26 protein-coding genes are annotated in these 25,010 nt (G+C 46.4%); 12 read left to right on the top strand and 14 right to left on the bottom strand.

The window, feature by feature from the left end; all coding sequences use genetic code 11:
- Nucleotides 1–8: 8 nt before the first annotated feature.
- Nucleotides 9–791, bottom strand: coding sequence for a class I SAM-dependent methyltransferase (locus QUB61_RS01800; RefSeq protein ID WP_333134040.1), 783 nt, complete (start codon nucleotides 789–791; stop codon nucleotides 9–11).
- A 115-nt stretch (nucleotides 792–906) separates the two neighbouring features.
- Nucleotides 907–2,007 carry a tetratricopeptide repeat protein gene (locus QUB61_RS01795; RefSeq protein WP_333134042.1) on the bottom strand — a complete coding sequence of 367 codons (1,101 nt, stop codon included), beginning with the start codon at nucleotides 2,005–2,007 and terminating at the stop codon, nucleotides 907–909.
- A 151-nt stretch (nucleotides 2,008–2,158) separates the two neighbouring features.
- Between QUB61_RS01795 and QUB61_RS01790 the strand changes: the two genes are divergently transcribed.
- Nucleotides 2,159–2,485 carry a YbjQ family protein gene (locus QUB61_RS01790; RefSeq protein ID WP_172184303.1) on the top strand — a complete coding sequence of 109 codons (327 nt, stop codon included), beginning with the start codon at nucleotides 2,159–2,161 and terminating at the stop codon, nucleotides 2,483–2,485.
- Nucleotides 2,486–2,736: 251 nt separating this feature from the next.
- Nucleotides 2,737–3,360, top strand: a complete 624-nt coding sequence (locus QUB61_RS01785; RefSeq protein ID WP_333134044.1) for a hypothetical protein — start codon at nucleotides 2,737–2,739, stop codon at nucleotides 3,358–3,360.
- A gap of 229 nt (nucleotides 3,361–3,589) precedes the next feature.
- On the opposite strand, the gene metH is transcribed toward QUB61_RS01785, so the two are convergent.
- Nucleotides 3,590–7,264, bottom strand: a complete 3,675-nt coding sequence (metH, locus tag QUB61_RS01780; RefSeq protein WP_333189793.1) for a methionine synthase — start codon at nucleotides 7,262–7,264, stop codon at nucleotides 3,590–3,592.
- Nucleotides 7,265–7,352: 88 nt separating this feature from the next.
- Here metH and QUB61_RS01775 point away from each other — a divergent pair, with 88 nt between their 5' ends.
- Both QUB61_RS01775 and QUB61_RS01770 read left to right on the top strand, forming a co-directional pair.
- Nucleotides 7,353–7,916 carry a type II toxin-antitoxin system Phd/YefM family antitoxin gene (locus QUB61_RS01775; RefSeq protein WP_333134050.1) on the top strand — a complete coding sequence of 188 codons (564 nt, stop codon included), beginning with the start codon at nucleotides 7,353–7,355 and terminating at the stop codon, nucleotides 7,914–7,916.
- Between the two features lie 225 nt (nucleotides 7,917–8,141).
- Entirely contained in the window at nucleotides 8,142–8,303 is a 162-nt protein-coding gene (locus tag QUB61_RS01770; RefSeq protein WP_333134052.1) for a hypothetical protein, read from the top strand.
- 176 nt (nucleotides 8,304–8,479) lie between these two features.
- Here the strand turns inward: QUB61_RS01770 and QUB61_RS01765 are convergent, their stop codons facing one another.
- The 7 genes from QUB61_RS01765 to ispE all read right to left on the bottom strand — a co-directional run bounded on the left by QUB61_RS01765 (nucleotide 8,480) and on the right by ispE (nucleotide 13,683).
- Entirely contained in the window at nucleotides 8,480–9,517 is a 1,038-nt protein-coding gene (locus QUB61_RS01765) for a methyltransferase (protein WP_333134054.1), read from the bottom strand.
- 113 nt (nucleotides 9,518–9,630) lie between these two features.
- Nucleotides 9,631–9,792, bottom strand: a complete 162-nt coding sequence (locus tag QUB61_RS01760; RefSeq protein ID WP_333134056.1) for a hypothetical protein — start codon at nucleotides 9,790–9,792, stop codon at nucleotides 9,631–9,633.
- Between the two features lie 319 nt (nucleotides 9,793–10,111).
- Nucleotides 10,112–10,324, bottom strand: a complete 213-nt coding sequence (locus QUB61_RS01755) for a hypothetical protein (protein ID WP_333133218.1) — start codon at nucleotides 10,322–10,324, stop codon at nucleotides 10,112–10,114.
- Nucleotides 10,325–10,455: 131 nt separating this feature from the next.
- Nucleotides 10,456–11,187: a hypothetical protein gene (locus tag QUB61_RS01750; RefSeq protein ID WP_333133216.1), complete on the bottom strand. Its 732-nt coding sequence runs from the start codon at nucleotides 11,185–11,187 to the stop codon at nucleotides 10,456–10,458.
- A gap of 294 nt (nucleotides 11,188–11,481) precedes the next feature.
- On the bottom strand, nucleotides 11,482–12,099 hold the full coding sequence (locus QUB61_RS01745; RefSeq protein ID WP_333133215.1) for a DUF488 domain-containing protein: 618 nt from the start codon (nucleotides 12,097–12,099) through the stop codon (nucleotides 11,482–11,484).
- Nucleotides 12,100–12,165: 66 nt separating this feature from the next.
- Nucleotides 12,166–12,522, bottom strand: coding sequence for a DUF3082 domain-containing protein (locus QUB61_RS01740; protein ID WP_333133214.1), 357 nt, complete (start codon nucleotides 12,520–12,522; stop codon nucleotides 12,166–12,168).
- A 183-nt stretch (nucleotides 12,523–12,705) separates the two neighbouring features.
- Nucleotides 12,706–13,683, bottom strand: a complete 978-nt coding sequence (ispE, locus tag QUB61_RS01735; protein ID WP_333133212.1) for a 4-(cytidine 5'-diphospho)-2-C-methyl-D-erythritol kinase — start codon at nucleotides 13,681–13,683, stop codon at nucleotides 12,706–12,708.
- A 90-nt stretch (nucleotides 13,684–13,773) separates the two neighbouring features.
- On the opposite strand from ispE, the gene QUB61_RS01730 reads away from it, so the two are divergent.
- Entirely contained in the window at nucleotides 13,774–15,300 is a 1,527-nt protein-coding gene (locus QUB61_RS01730; protein ID WP_333133210.1) for an ATP-binding protein, read from the top strand.
- A 249-nt stretch (nucleotides 15,301–15,549) separates the two neighbouring features.
- Here the strand turns inward: QUB61_RS01730 and rsmA are convergent, their stop codons facing one another.
- Nucleotides 15,550–16,371 carry a 16S rRNA (adenine(1518)-N(6)/adenine(1519)-N(6))-dimethyltransferase RsmA gene (gene rsmA, locus QUB61_RS01725; protein WP_333133208.1) on the bottom strand — a complete coding sequence of 274 codons (822 nt, stop codon included), beginning with the start codon at nucleotides 16,369–16,371 and terminating at the stop codon, nucleotides 15,550–15,552.
- A gap of 272 nt (nucleotides 16,372–16,643) precedes the next feature.
- Here rsmA and galK point away from each other — a divergent pair, with 272 nt between their 5' ends.
- On the top strand, nucleotides 16,644–17,723 hold the full coding sequence (gene galK, locus QUB61_RS01720) for a galactokinase (RefSeq protein WP_333133206.1): 1,080 nt from the start codon (nucleotides 16,644–16,646) through the stop codon (nucleotides 17,721–17,723).
- On the opposite strand, the gene QUB61_RS01715 is transcribed toward galK, so the two are convergent.
- The 3 genes from QUB61_RS01715 to QUB61_RS01705 all read right to left on the bottom strand — a co-directional run bounded on the left by QUB61_RS01715 (nucleotide 17,713) and on the right by QUB61_RS01705 (nucleotide 20,271).
- A complete protein-coding gene (locus QUB61_RS01715) occupies nucleotides 17,713–18,087 on the bottom strand; it encodes a signal peptidase I (RefSeq protein ID WP_333133205.1) in 375 nt (124 codons plus the stop codon). The genes galK and QUB61_RS01715 overlap by 11 nt on opposite strands.
- Before the next feature lie 309 nt (nucleotides 18,088–18,396).
- Nucleotides 18,397–19,089: an SRPBCC family protein gene (locus tag QUB61_RS01710; RefSeq protein WP_333133204.1), complete on the bottom strand. Its 693-nt coding sequence runs from the start codon at nucleotides 19,087–19,089 to the stop codon at nucleotides 18,397–18,399.
- A gap of 18 nt (nucleotides 19,090–19,107) precedes the next feature.
- Nucleotides 19,108–20,271, bottom strand: a complete 1,164-nt coding sequence (locus tag QUB61_RS01705; RefSeq protein ID WP_333133202.1) for a baeRF3 domain-containing protein — start codon at nucleotides 20,269–20,271, stop codon at nucleotides 19,108–19,110.
- 264 nt (nucleotides 20,272–20,535) lie between these two features.
- On the opposite strand from QUB61_RS01705, the gene QUB61_RS01700 reads away from it, so the two are divergent.
- The 6 genes from QUB61_RS01700 (at nucleotide 20,536) to QUB61_RS01675 (ending at nucleotide 25,009) form a co-directional block, all read left to right on the top strand.
- Nucleotides 20,536–21,201, top strand: coding sequence for a DUF2834 domain-containing protein (locus QUB61_RS01700; RefSeq protein WP_333189791.1), 666 nt, complete (start codon nucleotides 20,536–20,538; stop codon nucleotides 21,199–21,201).
- A 109-nt stretch (nucleotides 21,202–21,310) separates the two neighbouring features.
- Nucleotides 21,311–21,910, top strand: a complete 600-nt coding sequence (locus QUB61_RS01695; RefSeq protein WP_333133199.1) for a class I SAM-dependent methyltransferase — start codon at nucleotides 21,311–21,313, stop codon at nucleotides 21,908–21,910.
- Between the two features lie 408 nt (nucleotides 21,911–22,318).
- Nucleotides 22,319–22,960: an isochorismate family cysteine hydrolase YcaC gene (gene ycaC / locus QUB61_RS01690; protein ID WP_333133198.1), complete on the top strand. Its 642-nt coding sequence runs from the start codon at nucleotides 22,319–22,321 to the stop codon at nucleotides 22,958–22,960.
- A 524-nt stretch (nucleotides 22,961–23,484) separates the two neighbouring features.
- A complete protein-coding gene (locus tag QUB61_RS01685) occupies nucleotides 23,485–24,066 on the top strand; it encodes an antibiotic biosynthesis monooxygenase (RefSeq protein WP_333133197.1) in 582 nt (193 codons plus the stop codon).
- 253 nt (nucleotides 24,067–24,319) lie between these two features.
- Complete coding sequence (locus QUB61_RS01680; protein WP_333133196.1) at nucleotides 24,320–24,514, top strand: hypothetical protein; 195 nt, start codon at nucleotides 24,320–24,322, stop codon at nucleotides 24,512–24,514.
- Between the two features lie 30 nt (nucleotides 24,515–24,544).
- The gene (locus QUB61_RS01675) at nucleotides 24,545–25,009 is read left to right on the top strand and encodes a hypothetical protein (protein ID WP_333133194.1); all 465 of its coding nucleotides are present in this window, start codon (nucleotides 24,545–24,547) and stop codon (nucleotides 25,007–25,009) included.
- The last annotated feature ends 1 nt before the right edge of the window (nucleotide 25,010 follow it).

Here is a 25,010-nt window from a genome sequence, read left to right as displayed (position 1 = left end):
AAACAATCTTAATTATTGGCAACAACCGCCAGATAGACTCTTGTTTTATAAACTAAAGAAACCAAGCCTCGATCGTCGCAGTGAGTTTCATAAAGTTGGGTCAAATCCGAGATGATTTTCTCCCAAGCCGGACCGGATTGCGGAAGGTAAGAGGCACTTTTTGCTCGCCCGATTAACCCTGCTATATCTAGATCTTGCCTGTTAGCCAAATCGCAGTGTCTGACATCGGTAAAATGCGAACTAGCTAGCAAAGGGTCGATCGATCGATCGGGTTTTTCTGCGGGATCGTGTTGAGAACCTGTCTTGGTAATTTGAGTGTAACCTAGCGTTACTGCTTCGGAGCGGTCGCGCAGGTTCCAAACTACAGCCAACCGGCCCCCCGGCTTGAGAATTCGCCGAAATTCTGGTAAAGTTAACACCGGGTTGAACCAGTGAAAAGACTGGAAACAAGTTACTAAATCGATCGATGTGTCCGGCAAATTAGTAGCTTCCGAACTTCCTGCTCTAAACTCTACCAAAGCGTGAGGATCGGCCGCTTGTCTCATTTCAGCATTCGGTTCAATTGCCAATACCCGAACGCCTCTTTGGGCCAGCAAACGCGAAGAAATCCCCGTACCCGCACCGATATCCGCTGCTGTTAACTGCGAAGGTTCTCCAAGTCCATCTAAAATCGCATCAATTGCCGCAGCCGGATAACTCGGCCGATATTTGACATAATCGGAGGCGCGATCGGAAAATCGACCTAGCGGATTCATCTGATAAAGCTGCGGTTGAGAATCATTTGAATTCATGTTAGTGAGTTGACAGTTGACAGTTGACAGTTGACAGTTGGCAGTTAGCAGTTGTCAGCAGTCAGTAATTAAGAGACATTTAACTAATGACTAATGACTAATGATTAATGACTAATTATTTCAGTTCCTGCAATGCCGCCTCAGCTTTTTCTGCACCATCATTGTTGCCTTGCTGGCGGTAAGTGTCGAGGGCTTGTTGAAAAGCTTCAATTGCTTCGGATTTGCGATCGCGCGCTTTGAGTGCCTTACCCATATTGTAATAAGCTTCTGCCCGGTTTCGATCGAGCTCGATCACTCGCCGAAAAGTGGTAATCGCTCCTACAAAATCTTGTTTTTCCAGTTGAATTTCCCCGATTCCTGCGTGCGCTTCCACTAAATTCGGTCGCACCGCAATAGCGCGCTGATAAGCTACCAGCGCTCCGTCGAAGTCTTTTTGAGCCTGGAGAAGTTCGCCAATTTCTAGCTGCACTTCTGGATTTCGGGGTTCCAATTTGGCAGCTTCTTCAAAAGCTGCTAGCCCTTCGGAAGTGTTGCCGCCCCGCAGCAAAGCAGTACCTAATTTTAACTGGACGCTGGCTTGTTTGGGAGCGAGTTCGGCAGCCTGCTGGAGTACAGTAACAGCACTGGCAAAATTACCCTGCTGGATCAATACCAAACCCATTGAAGAGTAAGCTTGCCAACTTTTCGGATCGAGGGCGATCGCCTCTTGGTATGCTTTAAAAGCACCGCTGTAATCTTTTTGCTGAAAAAGTACCACTCCGAGACCGATCCGGGCATTGACATTTTTGCGATCGAGCTCAGAGGCGCGGCGGTAAGCTGTGGCTGCTGCGGGATAGTTTTGCAAATTCGCCATAGCATATCCTAAGGCGTATTGGAAGTCAGCATTGTTCGGTTCCAGACCGATGGCTTGTTTGTAAAATTCCACTGAGGCTTGATAGTTGCCCTGACGCGCTTCTAAATAGCCAATACCGGAAAAAATGCGCGGGTTTTCCGTATCTAAACGTGCCGCTTCCTGATAAATGGCGATCGCCTTATTGTAGTCTCCTAAATCTACAAACTCGCGCCCTTGTCGCAGCAGAGCATCTAAATTTGAATTATTTTGAGGGTTGACTTGAACAGACGTTTCTGCTGAGAGTGCTATCTGCGGCGCTGCGACAGCGAGTCCCGCTACCAAAAGCGTACTGAATACGAAGAGACTTTGTTTGTATACGGCCATTTGTTTCAAAGCGTGTGTGGAATGAAAGAGCGAGTTGCTGTCAACTTGCTTTCGCTGACAGCTTAGGGTTTGCCGGGAATCTGGGAACCGCCAGATGTAGTAAATCGAAAGAAGTCGATTAACTCAAAATGTTCGTAGTTGAGGCCAACTGATGATTGTAACAACAACTGATATCATCCAAGGAGCAGAAATTCAATCTTACTTGGGAATTGTAACTGCTGAGGTGGTCTACGGCACCAATGCCCTGCGAGATTTCTTCGCGGGAATTCGCGACATCATCGGCGGGCGCACCGGCAGTTACGAGGAAGTGTTTCTCAAAGGACAGCGAGATGCCCTCGCGGAACTCGAAAAACGGGCTCAGCGCCTGGGCGCCAATGCCGTAATCGGGGTGGAAGTTGACACCGGCACGATTAATGTAGACTCGAGCGGAGCTTTGCTGCTGATTACTGCCGTTGGAACGGCTGTAAGATTGCGTTAAGCTGTCTTTCCTATATACGTCCGCGAACTTTTCTAACTGGATAAAAGAGTTATCACTCATCATTCATCAGTCCTCAGTCATTAGCTAATAGCGGCTGGCGCGCGGGCTGATGACTTTTTCGTTTCTTTCTTCAGACATAGATACTGGTTATTTCCGGAGGCAGAGATAGTTTCTATCAATCTCAGCCAAAATAAATGCTTAAGTGAAAGATTGTTAAAAATTACAGCTACTCTCTCAGGAGAAGAAAACCTATGTCATACGTAAATAGACCTGTAAATGACGTTGTTAGCGACCCGACGGTAGTGAATCAAGTCGTTGAATATCACGATAGAGTACGCTGGGGTCCGATTTTTTCAGGTTTAGTAATTGCGATCGCCACGCAATTAGTATTAAGTGCATTGGGTGCTGCGATCGGGTTGAGCAACATTGCTAATTCAGGAGCTCCGCGCAGTATTTCAGGGGAGGTGGGTACCAACGTCGGAATTTGGTCAATTATCAGTTTGTTAATTAGCTTGGGCGTGGGCGGTTGGGTAACTGCTCGCGCTTGCGGCCCGATGAATCGCAACACAGCGCTTTTAAATGGAGCAATTTTGTGGGCAACTACCTTAACAATTGGCTCTTGGCTGTTAGCAAATGGCGTGGCCGGTACTTTTGGCGTCATAGCTGCGAATGCGGGAGAAGCCATTAATCAAGCGCAGCAGGGCGGGGTGAATTTGCCGAACCAAGCGCCTAACGTATCTGCTCAGGATACTCGCAATATTGCTGGTAATGCTGCGAAAGCTGGTTGGTCGTTTTTGTTCGGCTCGCTATTGGGTTTAGTTGCTTCGATGGTAGGAGCATCTGCGGGCGCGCGCACTCCCCGGCATCACTCGTAAAAGTTTGGTCTGACAAGGAAAGTTCATATTCATTAAGGCACTATTTTTAAGGTGCTTTTTTGTTAGTTTCTCGTTCCCCGGTAGAACCGGGGAACGCATTTCTTGAGGCTGTGCCTCCAGGTTTTTAATTGGAGGCACAGCCTCCGGATCTGCGTTACCAGGCAGAGCCTGGTAACGAGTATAACAACGAGAAAAACGACAGAAAAAAGTGCGGGGCGCACCCTAGAAATTAAGCGGTGAAGTATTTGGCTGCTGGATGATAGGTGATAATTGCGGTTGTTGATTGTTCGGGATAAAGTTGTTCGCTTTCATCCATGTAGAGGTTGATGCGATCGCACTTTAACAATTCCAGTTGCTTGTACTGATCCGCCATATTCGGACAAGCGGGATAGCCGAAACTGTACCGCGAACCGCGATATCTTTGCGCTAGCATATCGCGAATGTTGTCCGGTTCTTCGCTAGCAAATCCCAATTCGCGCCGAATTCGCGCGTGAGTCCATTCTGCTACGGCTTCCGCTGTCTGTACCGCTAACCCGTGAAAGTAGAGATAGTCGCTATATTGATTGTTAGCAAATAGCTTTTGCGCGTACTCTGTAGCAATTTCTCCCACTGTTGCTACTTGCATCGGAAATACATCGATTTTACCCGATTCTTTGGGCGCGAAAAAGTCGGCAATGCACAGACGACGCCCCGATTTTTGGCGGGGAAATGTCAATGTTGCAGCGGGTGTTGCAGTCACAGGCAAGATGCCTGTGCCACTTTCTTTTGTTGCAGTCACAGGCAAGATGCCTGTGCCACTTTCTTTTGTGGGGCGGGCATCTTGCCCGCCATTGATTATTGTTTGCCCGCCATTGATTATGGTTTGCCCGCCAGCCATGATTTCTGGGTCGTACAAATACAAAGAATTGCCTTCAGCTTGACAGGGAAAATACCCGTAAATTGCTTGCGGATGCAGTAACTTTTCGGTGATAATTTTGTGTTTCCATTCTTCCAAGATGGGATAAACTTTTTCCGCTAAGAAAGCATCGTATTCTTCCCGCGATTGGTCTTTTGGCTTGCGGAACTGCCACTGACCGGCAATTAAGGCTTGCAAATCTAAGTGCCAGAAAATTTCCTCAAAGGGGATGTCTTCCGGCTGCAACAGTTTCGTTCCCCAGAAAGGAGGATTCGGGCGATCGATATCTGCTGCCACTGCTTCGGATCGCCTGGTATCTATCACCACAGGAGTCTCTGCTTTCTTCGCATCTTCTACAGAAGTTTCTGGCGCAGCTTTAGCTTCTTTAACCGCGCCATTATCATGCCCTATTTCATCTAAAAATCCTTGCAAATCTTCCCATTTACCCGCCGATTTTGCTGGCATGAGTTTGTCCATAAAGTGCAAGTCGGAAAACGCATCTTTGCCGTAAACGACTTTACCTTTGTAGGTATTTTGGCAGTCTTCATGTACAAACTTGGGAGTCAAAGCCGCGCCGCCCAAAATTACCGGAACCGTGATTCCTTTCTGGTTGAATACTGCCAGATTTTCTTTCATGAATGCGGTGGATTTTACCAGCAAGCCACTCATGGCTATACAGTCTGCTTTATGCTTTTCGTAAGCTTCGATGATATTGTCAACTGACTGTTTAATACCCAAGTTAATCACTCGGTAGCCGTTGTTTGATAGGATAATATCAACCAAGTTTTTGCCGATGTCGTGAACGTCGCCTTTGACAGTAGCGATGATGAATGTTCCTTTGGCGTTGTCCCCGGATTCGGACTTTTCCATGTGCGGTTCTAAATAGGCAACTGCCGCTTTCATTGTTTCTGCTGACTGCAATACAAATGGCAGTTGCATTTGTCCCGAACCGAACAATTCTCCGACTACTTTCATGCCGTCTAGCAAGAAGGTATTGATAATGTGGAGGGGCGGATAGGTTTCTAATGCTTTGGCGAGTTGGATGTCGAGCCCAATGCGTTCGCCGTCGATGATGTGCTGCTTGAGGCGTTCTTCGACCGGGAGGTTTGCGTCTTCTGTACGATCGCGCTTGGTAGTTTTGCCCGCAAACACCGTTGTCAGGTCGCCCAAGGGGTCGTAAACGCAAATATCGCCGTCAAACTCCCGTTCGTCGTAAATGAGTTTACGGCAGATTTCTTGGTGTTGGGGGTCGATTTTGGCCAGGGGCAAAATCTTATTAGCGCTGACAATTGCCGAGTCCATCCCCGCTTGCATCGCTTCGTGCAAAAACATGGAATTCAAAACTTGCCGCGCCGCCGGATTCAAGCCGAAGGAAATGTTAGAAACTCCTAAAATTACGTGACATCCTGGCAATTCTTGGCGGATGCGGCGGATGGATTCGATGGTAGCTTTGCCGTTTTTTCTGTCTTCTTCTATCCCGGTAGAAATTGGCAAAGCTAGGGTGTCAAAAAAGATTTCCTCGGCGGGAATTCCGTAGGCGACGGCGGCGTTATATGCGCGCTGGGCGATCGCAAATTTTTTGTCGGCTGTTCTGGCCATTCCGTCTTCGTCAATTGTACCAATAACTATGCCCGCGCCGTATTTTTTCGCCAACTCTAAAACTTGATAAAAACGCGGTTCTCCGTCTTCGTAGTTAGTGGAATTCAGCAAACATTTGCCGCCCGCCACTTTTAAGCCTGCTTCCATCTTTTCCCATTCGGTGGAATCCAGCATTAAAGGGAGAGTTGCATTAGTCACAACGCGGGAGACTAATTCTTTCATATCGCGCACGCCGTCGCGGCCGACATAATCAACGTTGACATCGAGAATGTGCGCGCCTTCTCGCACTTGTTCCCTGGCCATTGCGACTAAACCGTCCCAGTCTTCGGCGTTTAGCAAATCGCGGCATTTTTTGGAACCGCTGGCGTTGAGTCTTTCGCCCACAATTAAGAAGGAATTCTCTTGTTCGTAGGGTTGGGCGGTGTAAATTGAAGCGGCCGAAGGTTCCCAAGTAATTTCGCGGATTTTGGGTTTAAGAGTTTTGCCAATTTCTGATAGTTCGCGGATGTGATCGTAGCGGGTGCCGCAGCAGCCACCGATGACTTGCACGCCTAAGTCTTCGACAAAGCGCATCAAGGCCATCTTTAATTCTATTGGCGTGAGTTTGTAGTGCGCGTGCCCGCCGATGTTTTCGGGTAAACCAGCGTTGGGAACGCAGGAAACGACGAAGGGCGAATGTTCCGAAAGGTATTTGACGTGTTCGGCCATGCGATCGGGTCCGGTGGCGCAGTTCAGGCCTAAAATGTCGATCGGGTAGGGCTGCAAAATGGCTAGGGCTGCGCTGATGTCGGAACCGACTAACATTGTGCCGGTGGCTTCCATTGTGACTGATACCATTAACGGAATTCGCGCACCTTTTTTCTTAAATACTTCTTCAATGGCATTTAATGCTGATTTAATTTGCAGCACATCTTGACAAGTTTCGACAATAAATAAGTCAACGCCGCCGTCATAAAGTCCTTCTGCTTGTTCGGCAAAAGCGGTGGTGAGTGTGTCAAAATCAATGTGTCCTAATGTTGGCAATTTGGTGCCTGGCCCGATCGATCCTGCGACAAATCGAGGTTTTTCTGGCGTGGAAAATTCGGCGGCGATACCCTTGGCAAGTTCGGCGGCAGTTTTGTTGAGATAATATGCTTTGTCTGCCAAATCGTACTCGGCGAGAACGATGGAAGCCCCGCCAAAGGTGTCTGTTTCGATGACATCGGCCCCTGCTTCCAGGAATCCCCGGTGCACGTTGGCGACGGCTTCCGGCTTGGTGTGAACGAGATATTCGTTGCAGCCTTCGTATTCTTTGCCGCCAAAGTCTTCTGCGGTGAGGTTTTGGACTTGCAGGTTGGTTCCCATGGCGCCGTCGAAGACGATGACGGGGCGTGAGGGGTGGTGGAGTCGATCGAGGAATCTGCTATTCATAAGCGGTCAAAAAAAACGCAGGTGCTATATATTTACAATTTTATCTATTGTGCAATATTGTCCACAATTATGTGAATGTTGGGAACTAATGGCTGAAGGATTTAATGCTGCTGACAATAGTTCGAGCGTACCTGTAATTTTACCGCTGGCCCTGGATAATTGTCAAAATTCTGTTGTGGGCGAGGCTGCGGGGGGAAAACGGGCGATCGGCTGCGAGGGGTTTTTCCGGTTAACTGTTGAGGAATTTTGCCAAAATGCGATCGCCACAATTAAACGAGTGATGTTCAAGGGCGATCGGATTCTCTTGCAGCAAGCCGGGGAAGATATCGCCGCGATCGTTGTGGAAACAGAGTTTCACAAGCTAAACTATTTGATGGCCCAACTCAAACCTTCACAATTCTTGCCTGACGAAGAAGAATATTATCAAGATGAAGGAGGAATCCACTGCATTTACCCGGACGAACTTTTAGACGACTTTGATAATATCTTAGCCGATGTCACTGAATTTAACGAATTATTTGGCTTGCTACCAACAGAAGAAATGGGAGAGAATGTTGATATTTTTATGCCGGTAGCTATTCTCATGTCTGTCGATAGATTTTGGATATCCGATTACCTAATGGCTGAGAATCGAAGATTAAAAAGGCTATGAGAGTAGTCTTTATTTTTCGCGTTGGGTCGCACAAATAATACAGATAAATCGCAAGATTAGCGGGCCAACAGTAACTTTTTATACTCCCGCCAAAGAGCAAATTATCCGCGAGTCAAAGGTTGTTGGAAAAGGCGTTAGCTGGCAAACTTTTCAGGCCTTGCTGACGATGTCGGAGAGGCTCGCGCTTGGAGAATTGCTTATAACAATGGAGTATTAGAAATCAGAATGCCGTACCAAGAACAGGAAGTTCCTATAATCATCCTAGCGTACTTCCTGAACGCCATAGCAGACGAGTTAGAACTTGAGGCAATGCAACTCGGCGCGCTGTTGCGGGAAAAGGAGGAATTGCAGCGCGCGATCGAACCGGACACCTGTTTCTACATCTAGCATCAAGCTTTAGTTATAAGCAAAGTTGCCGAGAGTCAAAGTTTTATAGTGAGCGCAGGAATTAGCGCTTACCGTACATTTTTGTTCGACGGCTAATGACACCCCTACTCCAATGAAATAGCATGAGTACCCGGCGTTTCCAAAAGACCGAGATTATAAAGTTGGGAGGCTTCTGTTTACACTCGAGTTCCTTCGATTATGCTCATCTCATCCTGTGTCGGAACAATTCTTGTGAGCTTGAAGCCTGCCTTTTCAAAAAGCGCTCTATACTCCGCTTCTGTACGTTCGCGTCCGCCGGAATTTACTGCTAGCATCTGCAGGTCAAGTAACTTGCCCATAAACGGTTCATTACCCGGTGGAATAACCTGTTCGGCTACTAATATTTTGCCGTTTGCAGGCATTACCTTGTGACACTGCTTGAGAATCGCAATCGCCCTTTCATCATCCCAATCGTGAATAATGTATTTGAGAATGTAAGCATCACCCCCTTCGGGTACCGACTCGAAGAAGTTACCCGCAGCCAGTTGGCAGCGTTCTAAGACTCCTTCGGCTTCCAAGAAACGCTTTGCCCTTTCGATTACATGGGGTCGATCGAAGAGAACGCCCTGGAGTGTGGGGTTAGACTTAAGAATCGAGGCAATCAGAAGCCCCTGTCCCCCTGCAACATCAACTAACGTTTGGATGGATGAAAAGTCATAGCTGGCAGTGATCGCAGCACTATGAATCACTGACAAATTAGTCATTGACTCATCAAAAATTTTTGCCGACTCTGGGTTTTGAGCCAAGTAGTCAAAGATATTCATGCCGTATATATGCTCAAAAGGGCTACCTCCAGTCTGTACACCATGCAACAAGTCTCCCCACGCTTGATAGTGTTCCTCGCCTTGCATGATTACATACGCACGCATTGAGTCAGGAACGTCGCTCTGAAGACAAGCCGCAAGAGGTGTTAGGGTGAAGAGATTCGGTTGAGTCTCAGCAAAAACCCCCAGACTTGCCAGCGCTCGCAAGACTCGATAAAGTGAGGGGGCGTTTGTTCCTGTAGCAGTGGCTAGTTCATCACAACTCTTTGGGCTATCTTTTAACAAGTCAGCGATACCAAGCTTTGCCGCCACATAGATTGATTGGGAAACCCAGTAACCCGATGCCATTTGCAGCACTGCAAGCTGGGGTGGCATGGCTTGATTCGGTTGGTTCGTTTCGGGTTGAGGCATAGTTTTTCCTTAAATGTTCTCCTCAACAGTTTACAAGGTTGTGGTAAACACTTTTATTGAGTTGTAGTTATGCTATTGCCTCATTGCTGTAGCTTATTAACCTGCGCTGCATCCTAGTTTTCTGCATTGTTGTCAAGCCCAGAATAGGCTTGAACACAAGTCCAGGTAACGCCGTTGCTATCTGTAATTTCTCCTTTCATGACTATTCTTTGAGTTACTTTACTTCTGTAAGGTTGGGAGCGATCGCCTCTTGATGTTGCTCGATCGAATTTCATGCCCATTGAAAGGGTAAACCTACTCGTTGGGTAGCTTGTTCATCTTCGGGGCGATCGCCTACATACAGAGAGTTTTGCGGAGTAAGCTGTTGTGCATTTAAATTGTATATTTCGAGTCCCGATCAAAAATCGTCAAATCCTCTCCCCCTCTCCCCTTCACCCCCTCTCCCTCTCTAATACCATAGGCAATCTAGATGCAACACAGCTTATGCAGGTGTCTGACCATTGCTAGTTGCAACATACTCGATCGCGGTTTGCGGTACTATCGAGACCACTTAGTTTGGGTATGGTCATACCCCCTGCTGTGCTTGAATTTCATTCAGCAACATCTCATCAGAGTAGGATTTTTCCCATTCGCCCTGAAGTTTGAGCCGCACCGACTGGGCGCCGCCACTGTACAAACAACCCAGTATGTATCCTCCTGTCCTTTAACCTGAACCGCCTCCTGGTTTTCTGCATTGTGGGAAAGCCCAGAATAGGCTTGAACACAAGTCCAGGTAATGCCGTCGCTATCGGTAATCTCTCGTTCCATAACTATCCTTTGAATTATAGTGTCTGTGTATTTTGATCTAACCATAGCGAATATTTTTACTTTTACATGTAAGGTGCAAAACGCGCACCTTGCCGCTATAAGTAGCGCGTCAAACTAGAGAAAATATCTCCTTATTTCTTTCTCATCCTTTTCTGCGATCCTCTTTTAGGCAGTCGCTTAATTTCAGCTTCGCCTCCTTGAAATTCTACTTCTTCTCTAATTTCTAAATCGACACTTTTAACATCGCTTCCGGTCACTTCTTCCTCTTCCTCACTACCCTTAAAATCCCGTAGATTTTCTATTAACTGCACGTCCAACCCAGGATTTTGAACCGGCTGTGCGATTTCTTGACTAATTTCAGCTTCTCCAATCCCATTCTCAATTTCCGCCGCCACTAAATCTTCCTCCGAAGCAGGAACATCATCAATTTCTTGACAAATTTCAGTTTCTATGATTTCCTTCTCTACTAGCTGCATGGATAACTGCTGCTTTTCCCTTGACAATTCCTCAACCCGAGCCGCAAGCACTCTCATCTGTTCGTTGAGAATGCGAATTTCTCGGTTTTGCTGCTGAATGAGTTCTTCGGCATCAGCAATAGTTCGATTTCTCTCTAATATCACCTCATTTTTAGTTTCTAATTCTAAAGCGCTCATTGCCGCTTTAATCACATTATAAAAATGCGACTTAGATACATCAACTTGTTTAGCATTATGGCGGCTTTTCCCCAAAAGTCCAATCTTTTCTCCTTGCTTAACTGCCAAGACAAAACCTTGATGATTTTTAATTTTTAATTCTTTGACAAAATCAACTTGAACTAAACTGCAAATATATTTGTGACAGTCAAAATAAAATTCTGCTTTCATCAAAAAGCGCCCCTTTCTGCTACAGTCCCGCAGAATTATAGCATGAACAACGTTAAAACTCGAACAAAATTTATAAAAATAGGGTGGGCGCGGAGGGCTGTACCGTAATTTATAAATGTATGCGATGTCAAGAGTTGCTCAGAACTTATGCGAAAAATCGTTTGACGCGCTACTTCTAGCAGTAATGGGCCCATTGCGCACCCTACCAAGTTAGGTTTTGCGTGCAGGAAGGTAAATATTTTAACTAAGCAAAATCCCCTAGTAACAACAAATTTTATAAATTAATTAATTGCTTTATTTGCTGACATAAGCGATTTCCAATCCGTGACGATAATAAGCTGTTTCTAAATCAACTATTTCCTGTTTAACTTGAGGCTCTAATTCAAACAAGCTTAGCTGAATTGGCTCATTATTTTTTTTGCCTTTGTTAAACTTACTCAAAAGTCTTTCTTCTAAATGCTGGTGCGATTCTAAATTGCCATCTGACAGAATGTGATTAATTTCTAAATTAAACTCTCGGACTTTGTGGCAGACTAAAATATTCCGATGACAAGTAATCGGGTCTTTTTCCGCGCACATTAAACTTATTTTATAATTGGCTGCGTTTTTGAGCAAGCGCTGAATTCCTTGGGAAAATAGAGGAGTTGCTGCTATGCGATCGTATAAAGCTTTACCGCTAGTATCGTAACAGCTTAAATCTTCGGGTCTGGCGCCCAACTCTTTGCCTAAAAAAACATATTGAATACCGGCCCTTGACAGAGAAACTGTAATTTCCGATTTATTAAAATGAGGTAAATAGCGGCTGAAAGGATGCGATCGCACGTCCGCAACCGCCGTAATTCCGTGTTGTTGCAGCAGCAAAACAAACGCTTCAATACTCAGATTGGAGTGCCCGATCGTAAATAATTCCATTGCTTCGATCTTACTATTGAGTCTTTGCCTTGCGGACGAGAGTTTGTGTAGCCCGATTGTTTCAACCTATAGACTTCGATCTGTGGTTTTTTTTCCCAAATTTTGAATCAAAATTTGCACGGCCAGCAGCATCAAACCCACTGCCGCCAAAGCAAAAACACCAGTCCCCAAAGCAGCCATTCCTACTACCAAAGTTCGCACGGCTACCGAAATTTTAATCGCAGTAATATTGTCCGAATGAACTGGCTTACTTGCAAAACTTTGAGCTATCGACATAGTTAGGGCGTACAAAGGTACCGCAAAGCTGCCCGCCATCAGCGAACCAGTCAGGCACCGCAATACCGTCGGCGACTTTGGCGGCAAAGCATCCTCAGCAGAACTTGGAGGTTGAGAACTAGAATTAGGATTAGTTAAATCAGCCATTGCGATTTTAGATTTTAGATTTTAGATTTTAGATTTCTGGTTAATTCACCAAAATTAAAATCCGTGTTTCATGGCATTTTATCAGTTCTTCGATCTCAATAGACTCTGCGCAAAGTTAGATTCATCTTGACCATTACCTGTTAAACAGGTTTAACGGGCGATCGCGATCGCACCATCTGCGACTTACACCCTCGAAATCGGCGGTTTCGTATCATTTCCCTCCGAAAAAATCCGAATCCCAGTATTGCTAAACTTTGCTACCCAAAAATCTAAATCGGGAGAAGCGATCGCACTTTTAACCCGTTCCAAAATCTGCTGAGCCTGCTCAGGAGACTCCGCCAGCGCAAACACCGTCGGCCCGGAGCCCGACATCATCGTTCCCAAAACCCCCGCCGACTCAAAAGCCTGCCGCAACTGCAACACCTGTGGGTACACAGGTAAAGCAACTTTTTCTAAATCGTTGTGCAGCAATTGACCAATTTTCGATCGATCTTTTTGGGCGATTGCCCCCACCATCGGCCCCGAATGTAGCCGTTCCCGGCGGCAATCCAAATCCTGGGCTGCACAATAGGAACTACTGAACTGCTGGCGATAAGTTTGATACGCCCATGCCGTAGAAATACTGAGATTGCGGTACTTCGCCAGCACCACAGACAAGCCCCCCAAATCCGGCAGCGGCGACAGTTTATCCCCGCGGCCGGTTGCCAAAGCCGTACCTCCAGCAATGCAAAAAGGCACATCCGAACCCAAAGTTCCTCCCAACTCTTGCAACTCCGACTGAGTAAGTCCCAATTGCCACAGCAAATCCATCCCGACTAAAACCGCAGCCGCATTTGCAGAACCGCCGGCGAGTCCCGCCGCCACCGGAATCTGCTTGTGAATGGCAATCTCGACTCCGCCGTATTTCGCCAAAGCATCGGGGAATTGCTTCGCCAACAAATCCGCCGCCCGGTAAGCGAGGTTATTCTTATCAGGAGGGACTTGCGGGTGATCGCAGCGCACGCGGATCGTGTCCGTACCGATCGCGCGCAAGTCAATTCGATCGGCTAAATCTATGCTTTGAAGTACCATCGCCAGTTCGTGATATCCGTCGGGGCGATCGCCTATGATTTCCAGATACAGATTGATTTTTGCTGAAGCTAGTAGAGAATATGAACGCATAGGTGATTAAGCCGCGGGTGAAAGAAACCCCTGGTTGAAATTAATTGACACCAGTCCGAGTCCATTTTCTCACAACTCAAAGGAAATATTATGCAGGAAATGTGGAAAACTTTTTTTAGTTCCGGGTCATTTATTCCTCACGGTCACTGCTATCTCTGGCAGACCCAGTTAGTCTGGCTTCACGTTGCCTCAGATTCTATAATTGCACTCGCGTATTTTTCCATCCCGATTACATTGGTTTATTTTATTTCCAAACGTGAAGATTTGCCCTTTGATTGGATCTTTGCCCTGTTTGGAGCCTTTATCGTCGCCTGTGGCATCACTCACATATTTGAACTCTGGACACTTTGGCATCCTACCTATTGGCTTTCAGGAACAATGAAAGCAATTACTGCCCTTATTTCATTTGCTACAGCCATACTTTTGGTAGACTTAATGCCTCAAGCCTTAGCACTTCCCAGTCCCGCACAGTTAGAATCCGCCAACCGACTCCTAGAAGCAGAAATTGCCGAGCGCCAATTAGCACAACTTGCCATACAAAAAGCTAAAGAAGAATTAGAAATTCGAGTTGAGGAACGCACTGCAGAGTTAAAGTCTCAAACTCAACATTTAGAATTTGCCAACCGACTCCTAGCAGCGGAAATTGTCGAGCGCCAATTAGCAGAAGCTGCACTACAAAAAGCTAAAGAAGAATTAGAAATTCGAGTTGAGGAACGCACCGCAGAGTTAATGTCTCAAACTCAACAGCTAGAACAAGCATTGTCTGAATTGAAGCAGGCTCAATCCAACCTAATTCACAGCGAAAAAATGTCGTTTTTAGGGCAATTGGTCGCTGGGGTTGCTCATGAAATCAACAATCCGATTAACTTTATTTACGGCAATATTACTCACATCCGCCAGTATGCCAATAGTTTGCTAGAACTGGTGAATCTCTATCAAGAGCAGTATCCGAATCCCCTACCCATAGTTCAAGAAAAAATCAATTCTGTAGATTTAGATTTTATCATTTTTGATATGCCAAAAATATTAACTTCTATGAAAAACGGCGCCGAGCGAATTTTTGGTATTGTCAAGTCGCTGCGAAATTTTTCTCGCCATGACGAAGCAGAAATGAAATTAGCCGACATTCATGAAGGAATTGACAGCACACTAATGATTTTGCAAAGCCGATTGAATGCTAAGCCTGGTTTGTGGAGCATTCAAGTTATCAAAGAATATGGCAATTTACCCCAAATAGAGTGCTATCCCGGACAGCTAAATCAAGTATTTATGAATATCATCGCTAATGCTATTGATGCTTTAAAAGACGACAGCCGCAGCCAGTCGATTGCAGCCAATGAAGCTAATCCCCGCATCATCAAAATTTCCACTAAACTTTTAGACAGTGAAGTGGTAGAAATCCGAATTAGCAACAACGGGCCAGAAATAACAGAATCGGCGATGAAGCAGTTATTTAATCCATTTTTTACCACTAAACCAGTAGGTAAAGGCACGGGATTGGGTTTAGCGATCGGCTATCAAATTATCACAGTAAGACATCAAGGCGAATTGCAGTGTATTTCTGCACCGGGGAAAGGTGCGGAATTTATTATTAAAATTCCGATTAGCGTGCAATAAACCTTTAAAAATCCACAACTAACCTAAATTCAACAATTTGTAGTCATGCCGAAAGGTCTTTATTCATAAAAAAACAGCAGATCCAGATACCAGATTTCTTTAATAATTCGAGTATCTATAGCGGTTCTCAAGCGTGGTGAGGTATGCCCGATGCCCGATGCCCGATGCCCAATCCCCGATGCCCGATGCCCGATGCCCGATGCCCGATGCTCTATGTTACTGAGAAAAACTCTAACAGAACCGTTAACTTCAAACCTCGCACATAATATTATTACTCAAATTTACCCATTGCTCCACGCTTAAATCTTCAGCGCGAGATTGAGGATTTATTTGTAACTCTTCTAGCAATTGAACGAGTTTATCTAAATCCACAGCCCCTTTCAAATTATTTCGCAGCATCTTGCGCTTGCTACCAAATCCCAACTTAACTAAATTCTCCAAATAGCGCGGATTAACCGCCGCAGTTTCTATCTGTCTCGGAAGCAGCCGCACCACGGCGGAATCGACTTTTGGCGGCGGAAAAAAGTCTTTAGAGGGCACATCGCAAATTAACTCGCATTCTGCTAAATACTGCACCCGCACCGACAAAGCGCCAAAAGCTGTCGAACCCGGTTTAGCGTAAAGCCTTTGGGCCACTTCTTTCTGCACTAAGAGCACGATCGAATCGAAGGGTTTAGCAGCAGGAACAGATATCGTTCCCAGCAGTTTTTGCAGGATCGGACCGGTAATATTATAAGGAATATTGGCAACAACTTTATTGGGATTTTGGAATTTGGGAAAGGCTGTTAGTTCAGCCTCTAAGTCCATTTCCAGGAAGTCGCCTTGCAGCAGTAAAAAATTGTCGGTTTTGCCGAGTTGTTTGGCTAGCTTGAGACACAAATCTCGATCGATCTCCACAGCAACAACAGACTCAGCCGCAGGCAGCAAACGCCGAGTCAAAATCCCCGTACCCGGCCCAATTTCCAGGACGCGATCGCCATCCAAAGAAGCCGCTTTCACAATCTTATCTAAGGCTTTCTCGCTTTTGAGCCAATGTTGAGCAAACTGTTTCCGGGGTCTGGTCGATCGCATTTTTTGAATTATTGGAGAAATCTTAGGCTGTCATTTTATCACAGCTCTCTATTTTTTCCTAACCTACGGTCAATCGATTTTAGATTTTAGATTTTAGATTAAAGAATTGAAGCATTGACCCCACGGATGAATCCGGGGGCTTGTATCCTGGATGCTTTCGGTCATGTTTATTTTTGTTAACAGGGGTTGAATTAACCAAAAAACTTGGGCACTATAAAAGGATAAACGATAAAAAATAAATTAATTTCTTCCCAATTACCAATTCCCCAAAAATGCAATTCCAACGAGTATTTGGTACATTACCGCAAACCACAGCCAGCGCGCCCGGAAGAGTAAACCTGCTGGGCGAACACACAGACTACAACGATGGATTTGTACTTCCAACTGCGATTCCCCAGTGCACAACAGTAGAAATCGGCTTCAGCAGCGACGCTCTACACCATTTTTATTCAGCAGAATATGACGAACTCATAAATTATTCAGACGAGGATACCATACCGCAACAATTCGTCAGTTATATCTGTGGCTGCCTGAGACTTTTAGAAAAAGAAGGATACAAAGTACCGCCAATAAATCTCTACATTACCTCGAGCGTGCCGATCGGAGCCGGTTTGTCCAGCAGCGCCGCTTTAGAAATAGCAACCCTCAGAGGACTGCGCGCGCTGCTGGATCTGCCCCTAGAAGACGTGCGGCTAGCTCAAATCGGACAGCAAGCCGAAATCCAGTATGCGGGCTTGAACTGTGGCATCATGGATCAAATGGCGTCGAGTTTAGCAGATACCAACACCATGCTATTTATCGACACCCGCAGCCTGGAATGCCGCGCGATACCTTTTCCCCCAAGCACAGAAATTTTAATAATTGACAGTGGCGAAAGCCACAAACTAGCAGCAGGAAGCGGCTACAACCAGCGGCGCGCCGAGTGCGAGGAATCCGCCCGGATATTGGGAGTTAAGGCTCTCAGGGATATCGCCGATCCGCAAGCAGTGGAAGTATTGCCCGAACCCCTCCGGAGGCGAGCGCGCCATGTCGTTACCGAAAACAACCGCGTGCTCGAAGCGGTAAAATCTTTGCCAGCAGAGCGTTTTGGCGAGTTAATGAATGCTTCCCACGCCAGTCAGCGCGACGACTACGAAGTTTCGGTGCCGGCAGTAGACGCGCTGGCGGCAATCTTGCAGTCAATCCCCGGAGTCTTTGGCGCAAGGCTGACGGGCGGAGGTTTTGGCGGTGCTTGCGTAGCGCTGGTTGAGAGTGGGAAAGCAGGTGTTATCGCATCAGAGGCGATCGAGCGCTACCAGGGCGCGGGTTATACCGGCCGCGTTTTGGTTCCCCAAGTTAAAGTTAATTCTTAACCCCAGAACTATCTCCCGACAGGGAAGGCCAGCGTACAGTGACGATCGTAGAATCCTCCTCGGCTGACCAATAATGAGGCACTCCCGGCAGCCAGAGAGCATAATCTCCTTCGCGAGATAGCAAGATTTCTTGCTCGGGAAATTGCAGGCGAAACCGCCCTTTTACCAGGATAGAAAGCGTGGTGGCTTGCGCATTTACCGCCCACTGAGTCCTACAATCTCCGGCTTGGTGAACGCCCCATTTTACCTCTAAAACTGAGGTCGATCGCGGGTCGTCTTCAGGGGTCATAAAGTGACCAGCAAACCACCCGCCCCGACTTGCACCTTCAGCGCCCGCATTTCCGAAAACCACTTGAGATGACATCAGCTAATCAGGTAAACAACAAAGATGCTTATATCTGACATCTTGCACCCTTTTAAATAAGCTTTTAATGGGCGGGCAGGATGCCCACCCCACAATAAATTCACTCTTTGTGGAACAGGCATCTTGCCTGTTCTGAGAATGCTCCAAGATGTCAGATATAACTAACATCTTGCACCATTTTCAATAAGCTTTTGATGGGCGGGCAGGATGCCCACCCCACAAGAAATTCACTCTTTGTGGAACAGGCATCTTGCCTGTTCTGAGAATGGTGCAAGATGTTAGTTAGATCCGGAGACACCATCTAACTTATTACTTGCGGCCCGAAGGTTGACCTTCCGTGGTAGCTATTTCCCCAGCTTCCATCAACTGCTTAAAGCGGCGCAAATCGTCGGCAATTTGCTGTTCGGGAGCTTCGCCAAATAGTTTAGCAGCCCCAGCACCAATTGCACCGCCCGGAGGGTTGTATTCAATGACAACTTTTACCTCAGTACCGCGTCCTGCAGGTGCCGGTTGAAAGCGCACAAAACCCGAATTGTCAATATCAGCTCCTTCAACAGACGCCCAAGCAATTAAGCGATTTTCTTCTTCGCGGACAATCTCTGCATCCCATTCCACACTATTGCCCATCGGCGCGCTGGCAATCCAGTGAGAACGTTTTTCATCTATTACCGTCACGTGTTTGAGATGCTTCATAAACCGAGGCAAATTTTCAAAATTGCGCCATAAACGGTACAATTCATCAGCCGGTTTGTCGATCGTCACCGTCTTTTCAACTTTAATGCTTTGATTCGGATCTGCCGCCGACTGCAAACCTTCCACAACGCCCAGCCCGCGGGCCGCTAAACCGCCGCCCGCAACCGCCAGCAAAGCACCTCTCAAAGAACGCTGCGACAAACCAAAAAGCACCAGCGCCCCGCCGCCAATTAAAGATGCCCAGCGTTCGGTATCGCCGGTGCTAGTTTGGTTTTGTTTGTCGGAATTTGTGATTGAACTAGATTCCATTGGTTTAAACCTGATAAATTAATAGCGGAAAATAGCAGCTAAAGGCGCCTCCTCCGGCACTTTTTCCGGCGGCACCGCGTAAACAGTTCCGCCGTTGAGAATAGTTTGAATTGCTGCGGCATTCAACAAATCTTCGTCGCCCAATTCTGGTTCTGGGTGGATTTGCACCGCGTTCGTATCGGGATTAAAAGTACCCCACTGCTGAACGCCAAGAGCAACAAACAGTCGATCGACCCGTCCAAAATAAGCAGCCGAAACAGCTTCTTTCAAATCAGCAGAAATTTTATCGCTTCCTGTCAGATCGCGGTATTGTGCGATCGCGTCTGACTGAGCCTGCAAAAACAAAGGTTCCACCAGCGGCAAAGCTTCGGCCCGCAACTCTTCCGGCTTGAGAAGTTTCTGATTGCCTGTAATTCCTTCTTCAAATAAATGCGGGTAGGTATTGGCTTCTCGGTAAAGCGGGAGCAAATACTCAACTCCAGCTAACACTAAAGGAGCTTTTTTATTGCGCAAATATTCGTGCAGCGCCGCATCGATTATGTGGAAATACTGCAATATTTCCTGCTGGGGTTCATCTCGATCCGGACTTCCTTGGCCGTGAAAACTTCCCGGATGCTGAAAAGAATTATTAGTGCCTCCTTTTGAAGTAGCAATCCGAAACTGACCATCTTTAGCTGTCGGGTCATATTGCAGAGCCTCATCCAGGCTTTTCGGCAAGTTTTCAACTTCAACTTCCCGAGCACCGTAAGCAGTACACTCAATCAGCCTAACTTCCTTTTGACTGAGAGCTAAAACATAAAATAAATTATCTCCTGTCAGCAGAGGCATCAGCGGTTTGACGTGAAAATTGTCGCTTACAACCACTAACTCGTCAAAATTCACCGGACAGGTATAGTAGCGGAAAAATCCCGAACCGACAAAAATCGCCAGCAGGTTGCTTTGATTTTCCCAAAAGTTTTCCTGCTCAACTTCTGCTCGGACTGGCTCTAGCAATTGGGCAGCTTCTTTTTTGTCAAATCCGTACTCTACTATTTTGTCTTCAGCCTCTCTGATTAAATTTTTGAACCGAATCGGATTTTGTTGAAGTTCTGCTCCTTGAGCCACTGGCATATAAATAGAGACGCACAATCCAGGAGATTGTTGTACCAGCGCTTTGAGTTCCTCTACAGATATTAAGTTCACCGCTGAAACTCCTTTGCTAAGGGGTTATGTAATGAAAACAACCGATTCTTTAAAATGTATCTCTCCTGACGCGGCCCCTGCGTCTGCCTAAAGTAATGATCGGCTGCTGTAGAGCCTTTCATCCCCGAACTAAAACCGGGTTTGCAGCCGCTGTTCCAATCGAACTGCTTATCACCTAAGATAGACGGCGCTAACTCGGCCGCTACTTTACCATAATTTAGTTTAGTCGGGTTCCACTACTCGTTATATATGATGAAAACAAAAATGTTTCTGGGGTTGTTGTGGGCAATATTTATTGCCTACACCTTGCTGCTAGCTCCTCTCGATCGGCCCGGCACGCTAACAGTTATTGAAAAAATGCTCAAGTTGCAGTTACAAGAAATTAACCCGTACCTTGTCACCCTATTCGCTCTCATGGGAGTGTGGCCGATGGTTTACGCTTGCCTCGTATTCATTGATGAGAGAACCCAAAATATATCCGCTGGGCCTGCTTTGATCGCTTCCAACGGCGCCGGTATAATCGGCTTAATTCCCTACTTACTCCTCCGCCAGCCCCAGGCACAATTTTCCGGCCGCAAAGATATGTTGCTCAAAATATCAGACTCCCGCTGGACAGGCATTGTACTTTTACTAACTACTATCTGGCTGTTAGCTTGGGCTTGGTTAAATGGAGATTGGGGAGATTATGTCAGGCAGTGGCAGTCAATTCCTTTTGTGCATTTAATAACTTGGGATTGTTGCTTGATGGCTGTAATATTTCCCTCACTTTTGGGAGACGACATGGCACGCCGCGGACTCTCGGACGATCGCATTTTTTGGGCAGTCTCTCTAGTTCCGCTGTTAGGGCCGCTAGTTTATCTTTGTCTGCGCCCCCCTCTGGCAGAATCTGCAACCGAAATCCCCACTTTCCCACTGACAGCCCGAAATTGAAACGAAAAATTTTATTCCCTGGGCTAAGGCTAACTGTCACTCGTTGTAGTTGTAGGGTGCGGCCGCCTGCATCATATCTCGATTTTCAAAGGTTTTATGAGGTGACTCTATGGAGCCAAATGATACATCGGCCCGCTACGACCGAATTGCCCAATGGTGGCAAACTGAGCATCAAGATTCAACCTACGGGATTGCCCAATTAGAACGGGCGATAAAATTTACTTCTAAGCAGCACGCAGCACTTGATGTGGGGTGTGGAAGCAGCGGACGTTTTATTAACAGTTTATCCAAGCATGGATTTCAGCCTGAAGGACTTGATATTTCTAGCGAAATGATCGATTTAGCCCAGCAGCTACATCCAGAAATTACGTTTTACCGGGAAGACATTTGTGATTGGCTGCCGCCTAAACTTTACAGCCTGATTGCAGCGTGGGACAGTACGTTTCATCTGCCAATCAACAAGCAAGCGCCTGTGATACAAAAGCTATGCGATGCGCTTGAACCCAATGGAGTGCTTCTATTCACTTGTGGCGGCGGACATACAAGCAGCGAGGTTTCGGGAGCATTTCAAGGTCAAGACTTTGATTACAGCACTTTGGGTGTAGATACTTTCCTGCAAATTCTGGTTGAGCATCATTGCACCTGCCGCCATCTCGAATACGACCAGTATCCTCAAAATCATGTTTATATAATTGCCCAAAAGACCTAATTTATTATTCGCACCATTAAAGTGGGAGATGTAGCAACTGGTGGCTGTAACCGGACGTTGATGGGCGATCGGCTGTATGAATGTATGCATATTCAAGGGGCAACGGGATTGACGAATGCTCAAAAATCGACATTGAAAGCGTTAGGGGCGTTGGTGTAACGTGTGTCGAGATTAGGGCGATCGCGTTAACTCAGCGCTTAACTTGCGGATCTTGAGTGGTGAAATTTGGTAAGATTTTGCAAACAGAGTTCGTGCCGCAACAGGTTACGCCATAAGCCATTTAGAGGAAATAGACGTTTCGCTTTTAATAAAAAAGCACATTTAAGTTGTACAACTCAAGGCTTTCTGATTCTTGACTCCATTCTGCAATTCCTCATTCACCCATAACCCAAATAGGAAAAATACCTCATGTCTACATTCAAATACAACCGTCTAGACAAGAATAATGCTGCGGTTTTGCTCGTCGATCATCAAACTGGACTGTTCTCACTTGTGCGTGATATTGGTGCCGCCGACTTCAAAAATAATGTGCTGGCGCTAGCAAGTGCAGCCAAATTTTTCAACCTGCCTACAATTTTGACAACTAGCTTTGAGCAAGGCCCCAATGGAGTCATCATCCCTGAACTGAAGGAGAAGTTTCCAGATGCTCCCTTTATTCCGCGTCCCGGACAAATCAACGCTTGGGACAACGAGGACTTTGTTAAAGCAGTAGAAGCAACAGGCAAGAAGCAATTGATCGTGGCCGGAATTGTCACTGATGTATGTGTTACTTTTTGTGCGCTTTCGGCATTGGAGGCAGGTTATGAGGTTTTTGTTGTCACCGATGCCTCTGGAACCTTCAATGAAGCCTGTCGCTATGCAGCTTGGGATCGAATGTCTCGTGCTGGAGTTCAGTTGGTCAATTGGTTTAGCGTTGCGTGTGAATTGCACCGTGACTGGCGCAACGATATTGAAGGACTGGGTAGTCTATTAGCAGAGTTTATTCCTGACTACAAAAACCTGATGACCAGCTATGCAGCAACGGCAAATCCTGGATCTCCCAGTAAGTAGTGAGAAAGCGCCTAGTTTGTTTAGCTCCTGTGTAACTGAGTTAATATTGTCATCGCTAGGTTATCAATTTTACGTGAAACGTAGCGGTGGCAACTACTTCGTTGTAAGTCACGTAGAGGGTGTTTTTGATAGCTCTTGTCAATGATTGCAAGTCTTTGTCTGGGCCGAACTAGGTCACAATTTCAGGCTAATTAAAAGATACGCCTTACTCTGCCTAATGATCTGCAAGAACCCTATCTGCGACTCATTTTTGCTTTCATGGGCATCACTGATCTTGAAGTCATCCATGCCGATAATCTCATGGGTGGAGAGGAGACTCGAACGCAGGATCTCGCCCATGCCCAAGCTGCCTTACAAGGTGCTGGAGCTCGCTAGTCATTTCATTTCATGCCCAACCTTCTCGATCGCATTCGTTAATCTCCCTTCTGTTTCAAGACGTGCTGCCGAAAATTGGCCAGCAATTTGGTGTCTCTAGGGCGGTTGTTCTGAATAAAACTTTTCTCTCACTTAATTCTCTAAATTCTATGTTGGAAGAACCGTTGGCGAGCAATAGCAGTGAAGAAAACTATCTAGTCACCGCTGTGATCTCTCATGTAGTGAAACCGGGGCGCGACCAAGGTTACGAAGCATGGTTTCATGGCATCGCTGCAGATGCACGAAAATTCAAGGGACATCTGGGTGTCAGCACTATTCGACCCCAGCATCACGCCCATCCTGAGTACGTGGTCATTCTCAAGTTCGATTGCTACGACAATCTCAAGACATGGCTAGAATCTGATGTTCGGCGAGAGTGGATTGAGCGATTGCAGCCATTGATTGAAAGGCCCGAAGATATTCAAACCCTGACCGGATTGGAAACCTGGTTTACGCTGCCCAATAAATCGATGAAGGCTCCACCCCCTCGCTACAAAATGGCGTTAGTTACATGGTTGGGAGTGTTTTTTACCATTTCTATTCTCAATCGTTTGGTGGTACCGCTACTATCAGGGCTTCCTGCCTTGCTCACATCTCTGATGGTCACAGGTCTGACTGTTATCCTGCTCACCTATTTAGTCATGCCGCGCTTAACACTATTATTTCGCAAATGGCTATATCCCATTCCCTAACCCTAAAATGATAGGAATTTGTGGCGCTGCGGCGACTGGGACAATCGGTTGGGCTGGATAATTTTGAGCGAAGTTGGATTACTCACATCTTGCACTATTCTCGCTGAACAGGCAAGATGCCTGTTCCACAAAGAGTAGATTTTCTCGCTTCACAGGCATCTTGCCTGTTCAAAAAAGGATTATTGACAATGGTGCAAGATCTCAGATTACCAACAGTAAGTTGCAGGACTTTGATGACCCTGGACTATGAGGGGTGCTGTCAAACTTTCAAAGCTTGCAAGCTGCAATTGAAGCGAAGGAATACGCGATCGACTTCTGTACACTAGCCCACCAAAAGATCGAGCGAGCCGCTCGACCTAAATACGATTATTTAATCAGACGAGACCTACAATTAGCAGCCGACTTGCTGAAACAAACCTATTCTCAGACTCGCGGTCGATATGGTTAGGTTCAAGTCGATCTCCATCCTCAGTCGCTATTGCAGGCCCAAAGTGCGATCGCTGAAGCTCAAATCCTTAGGCGTTCGGTCGGCGGGCGTAATTTTATGCTCAGAATCCCAGCCAATCAAATCATGCTGCCGGTGATTGCACAAGTAATTTGCGATCGTATTAACGTCAATGCAGCGTTCGTGTTTTCTCAAACAACCTATGAGCAAGTAGGGGATGCTTATCTCCGAGGACTAGAAAGCCTCATTCAGCAAGGACAATCTGTGAGTGAGATTGCTTGTTTTACCAGCTTCTCGATTGCTCGTTTAGATGCAGTTATTCATCCACTTCTCGAGATATTTAAAATTAGGGGTGAGTGCTTTTCACTTACCCCTGCCATTTTTTGTCTGCCTTTTAACCTACCTTTTGCACCATTCTCAAGAACAGGCAAGATGCCCGTTCCACAAAAGATAAATTTTCTTGTGGAACAGGCATCTTGCCTGTTCATAAAAGACTAAT

The sequence above is a fragment of the Microcoleus sp. C2D2 genome (assembly GCF_036702495.1).
In the GTDB taxonomy this organism is placed as follows: domain Bacteria; phylum Cyanobacteriota; class Cyanobacteriia; order Cyanobacteriales; family Microcoleaceae; genus Microcoleus.
The sequence above is the reverse complement of the archived record's forward strand: the minus strand, read 5'-3'. Positions and strand labels throughout refer to the sequence as shown.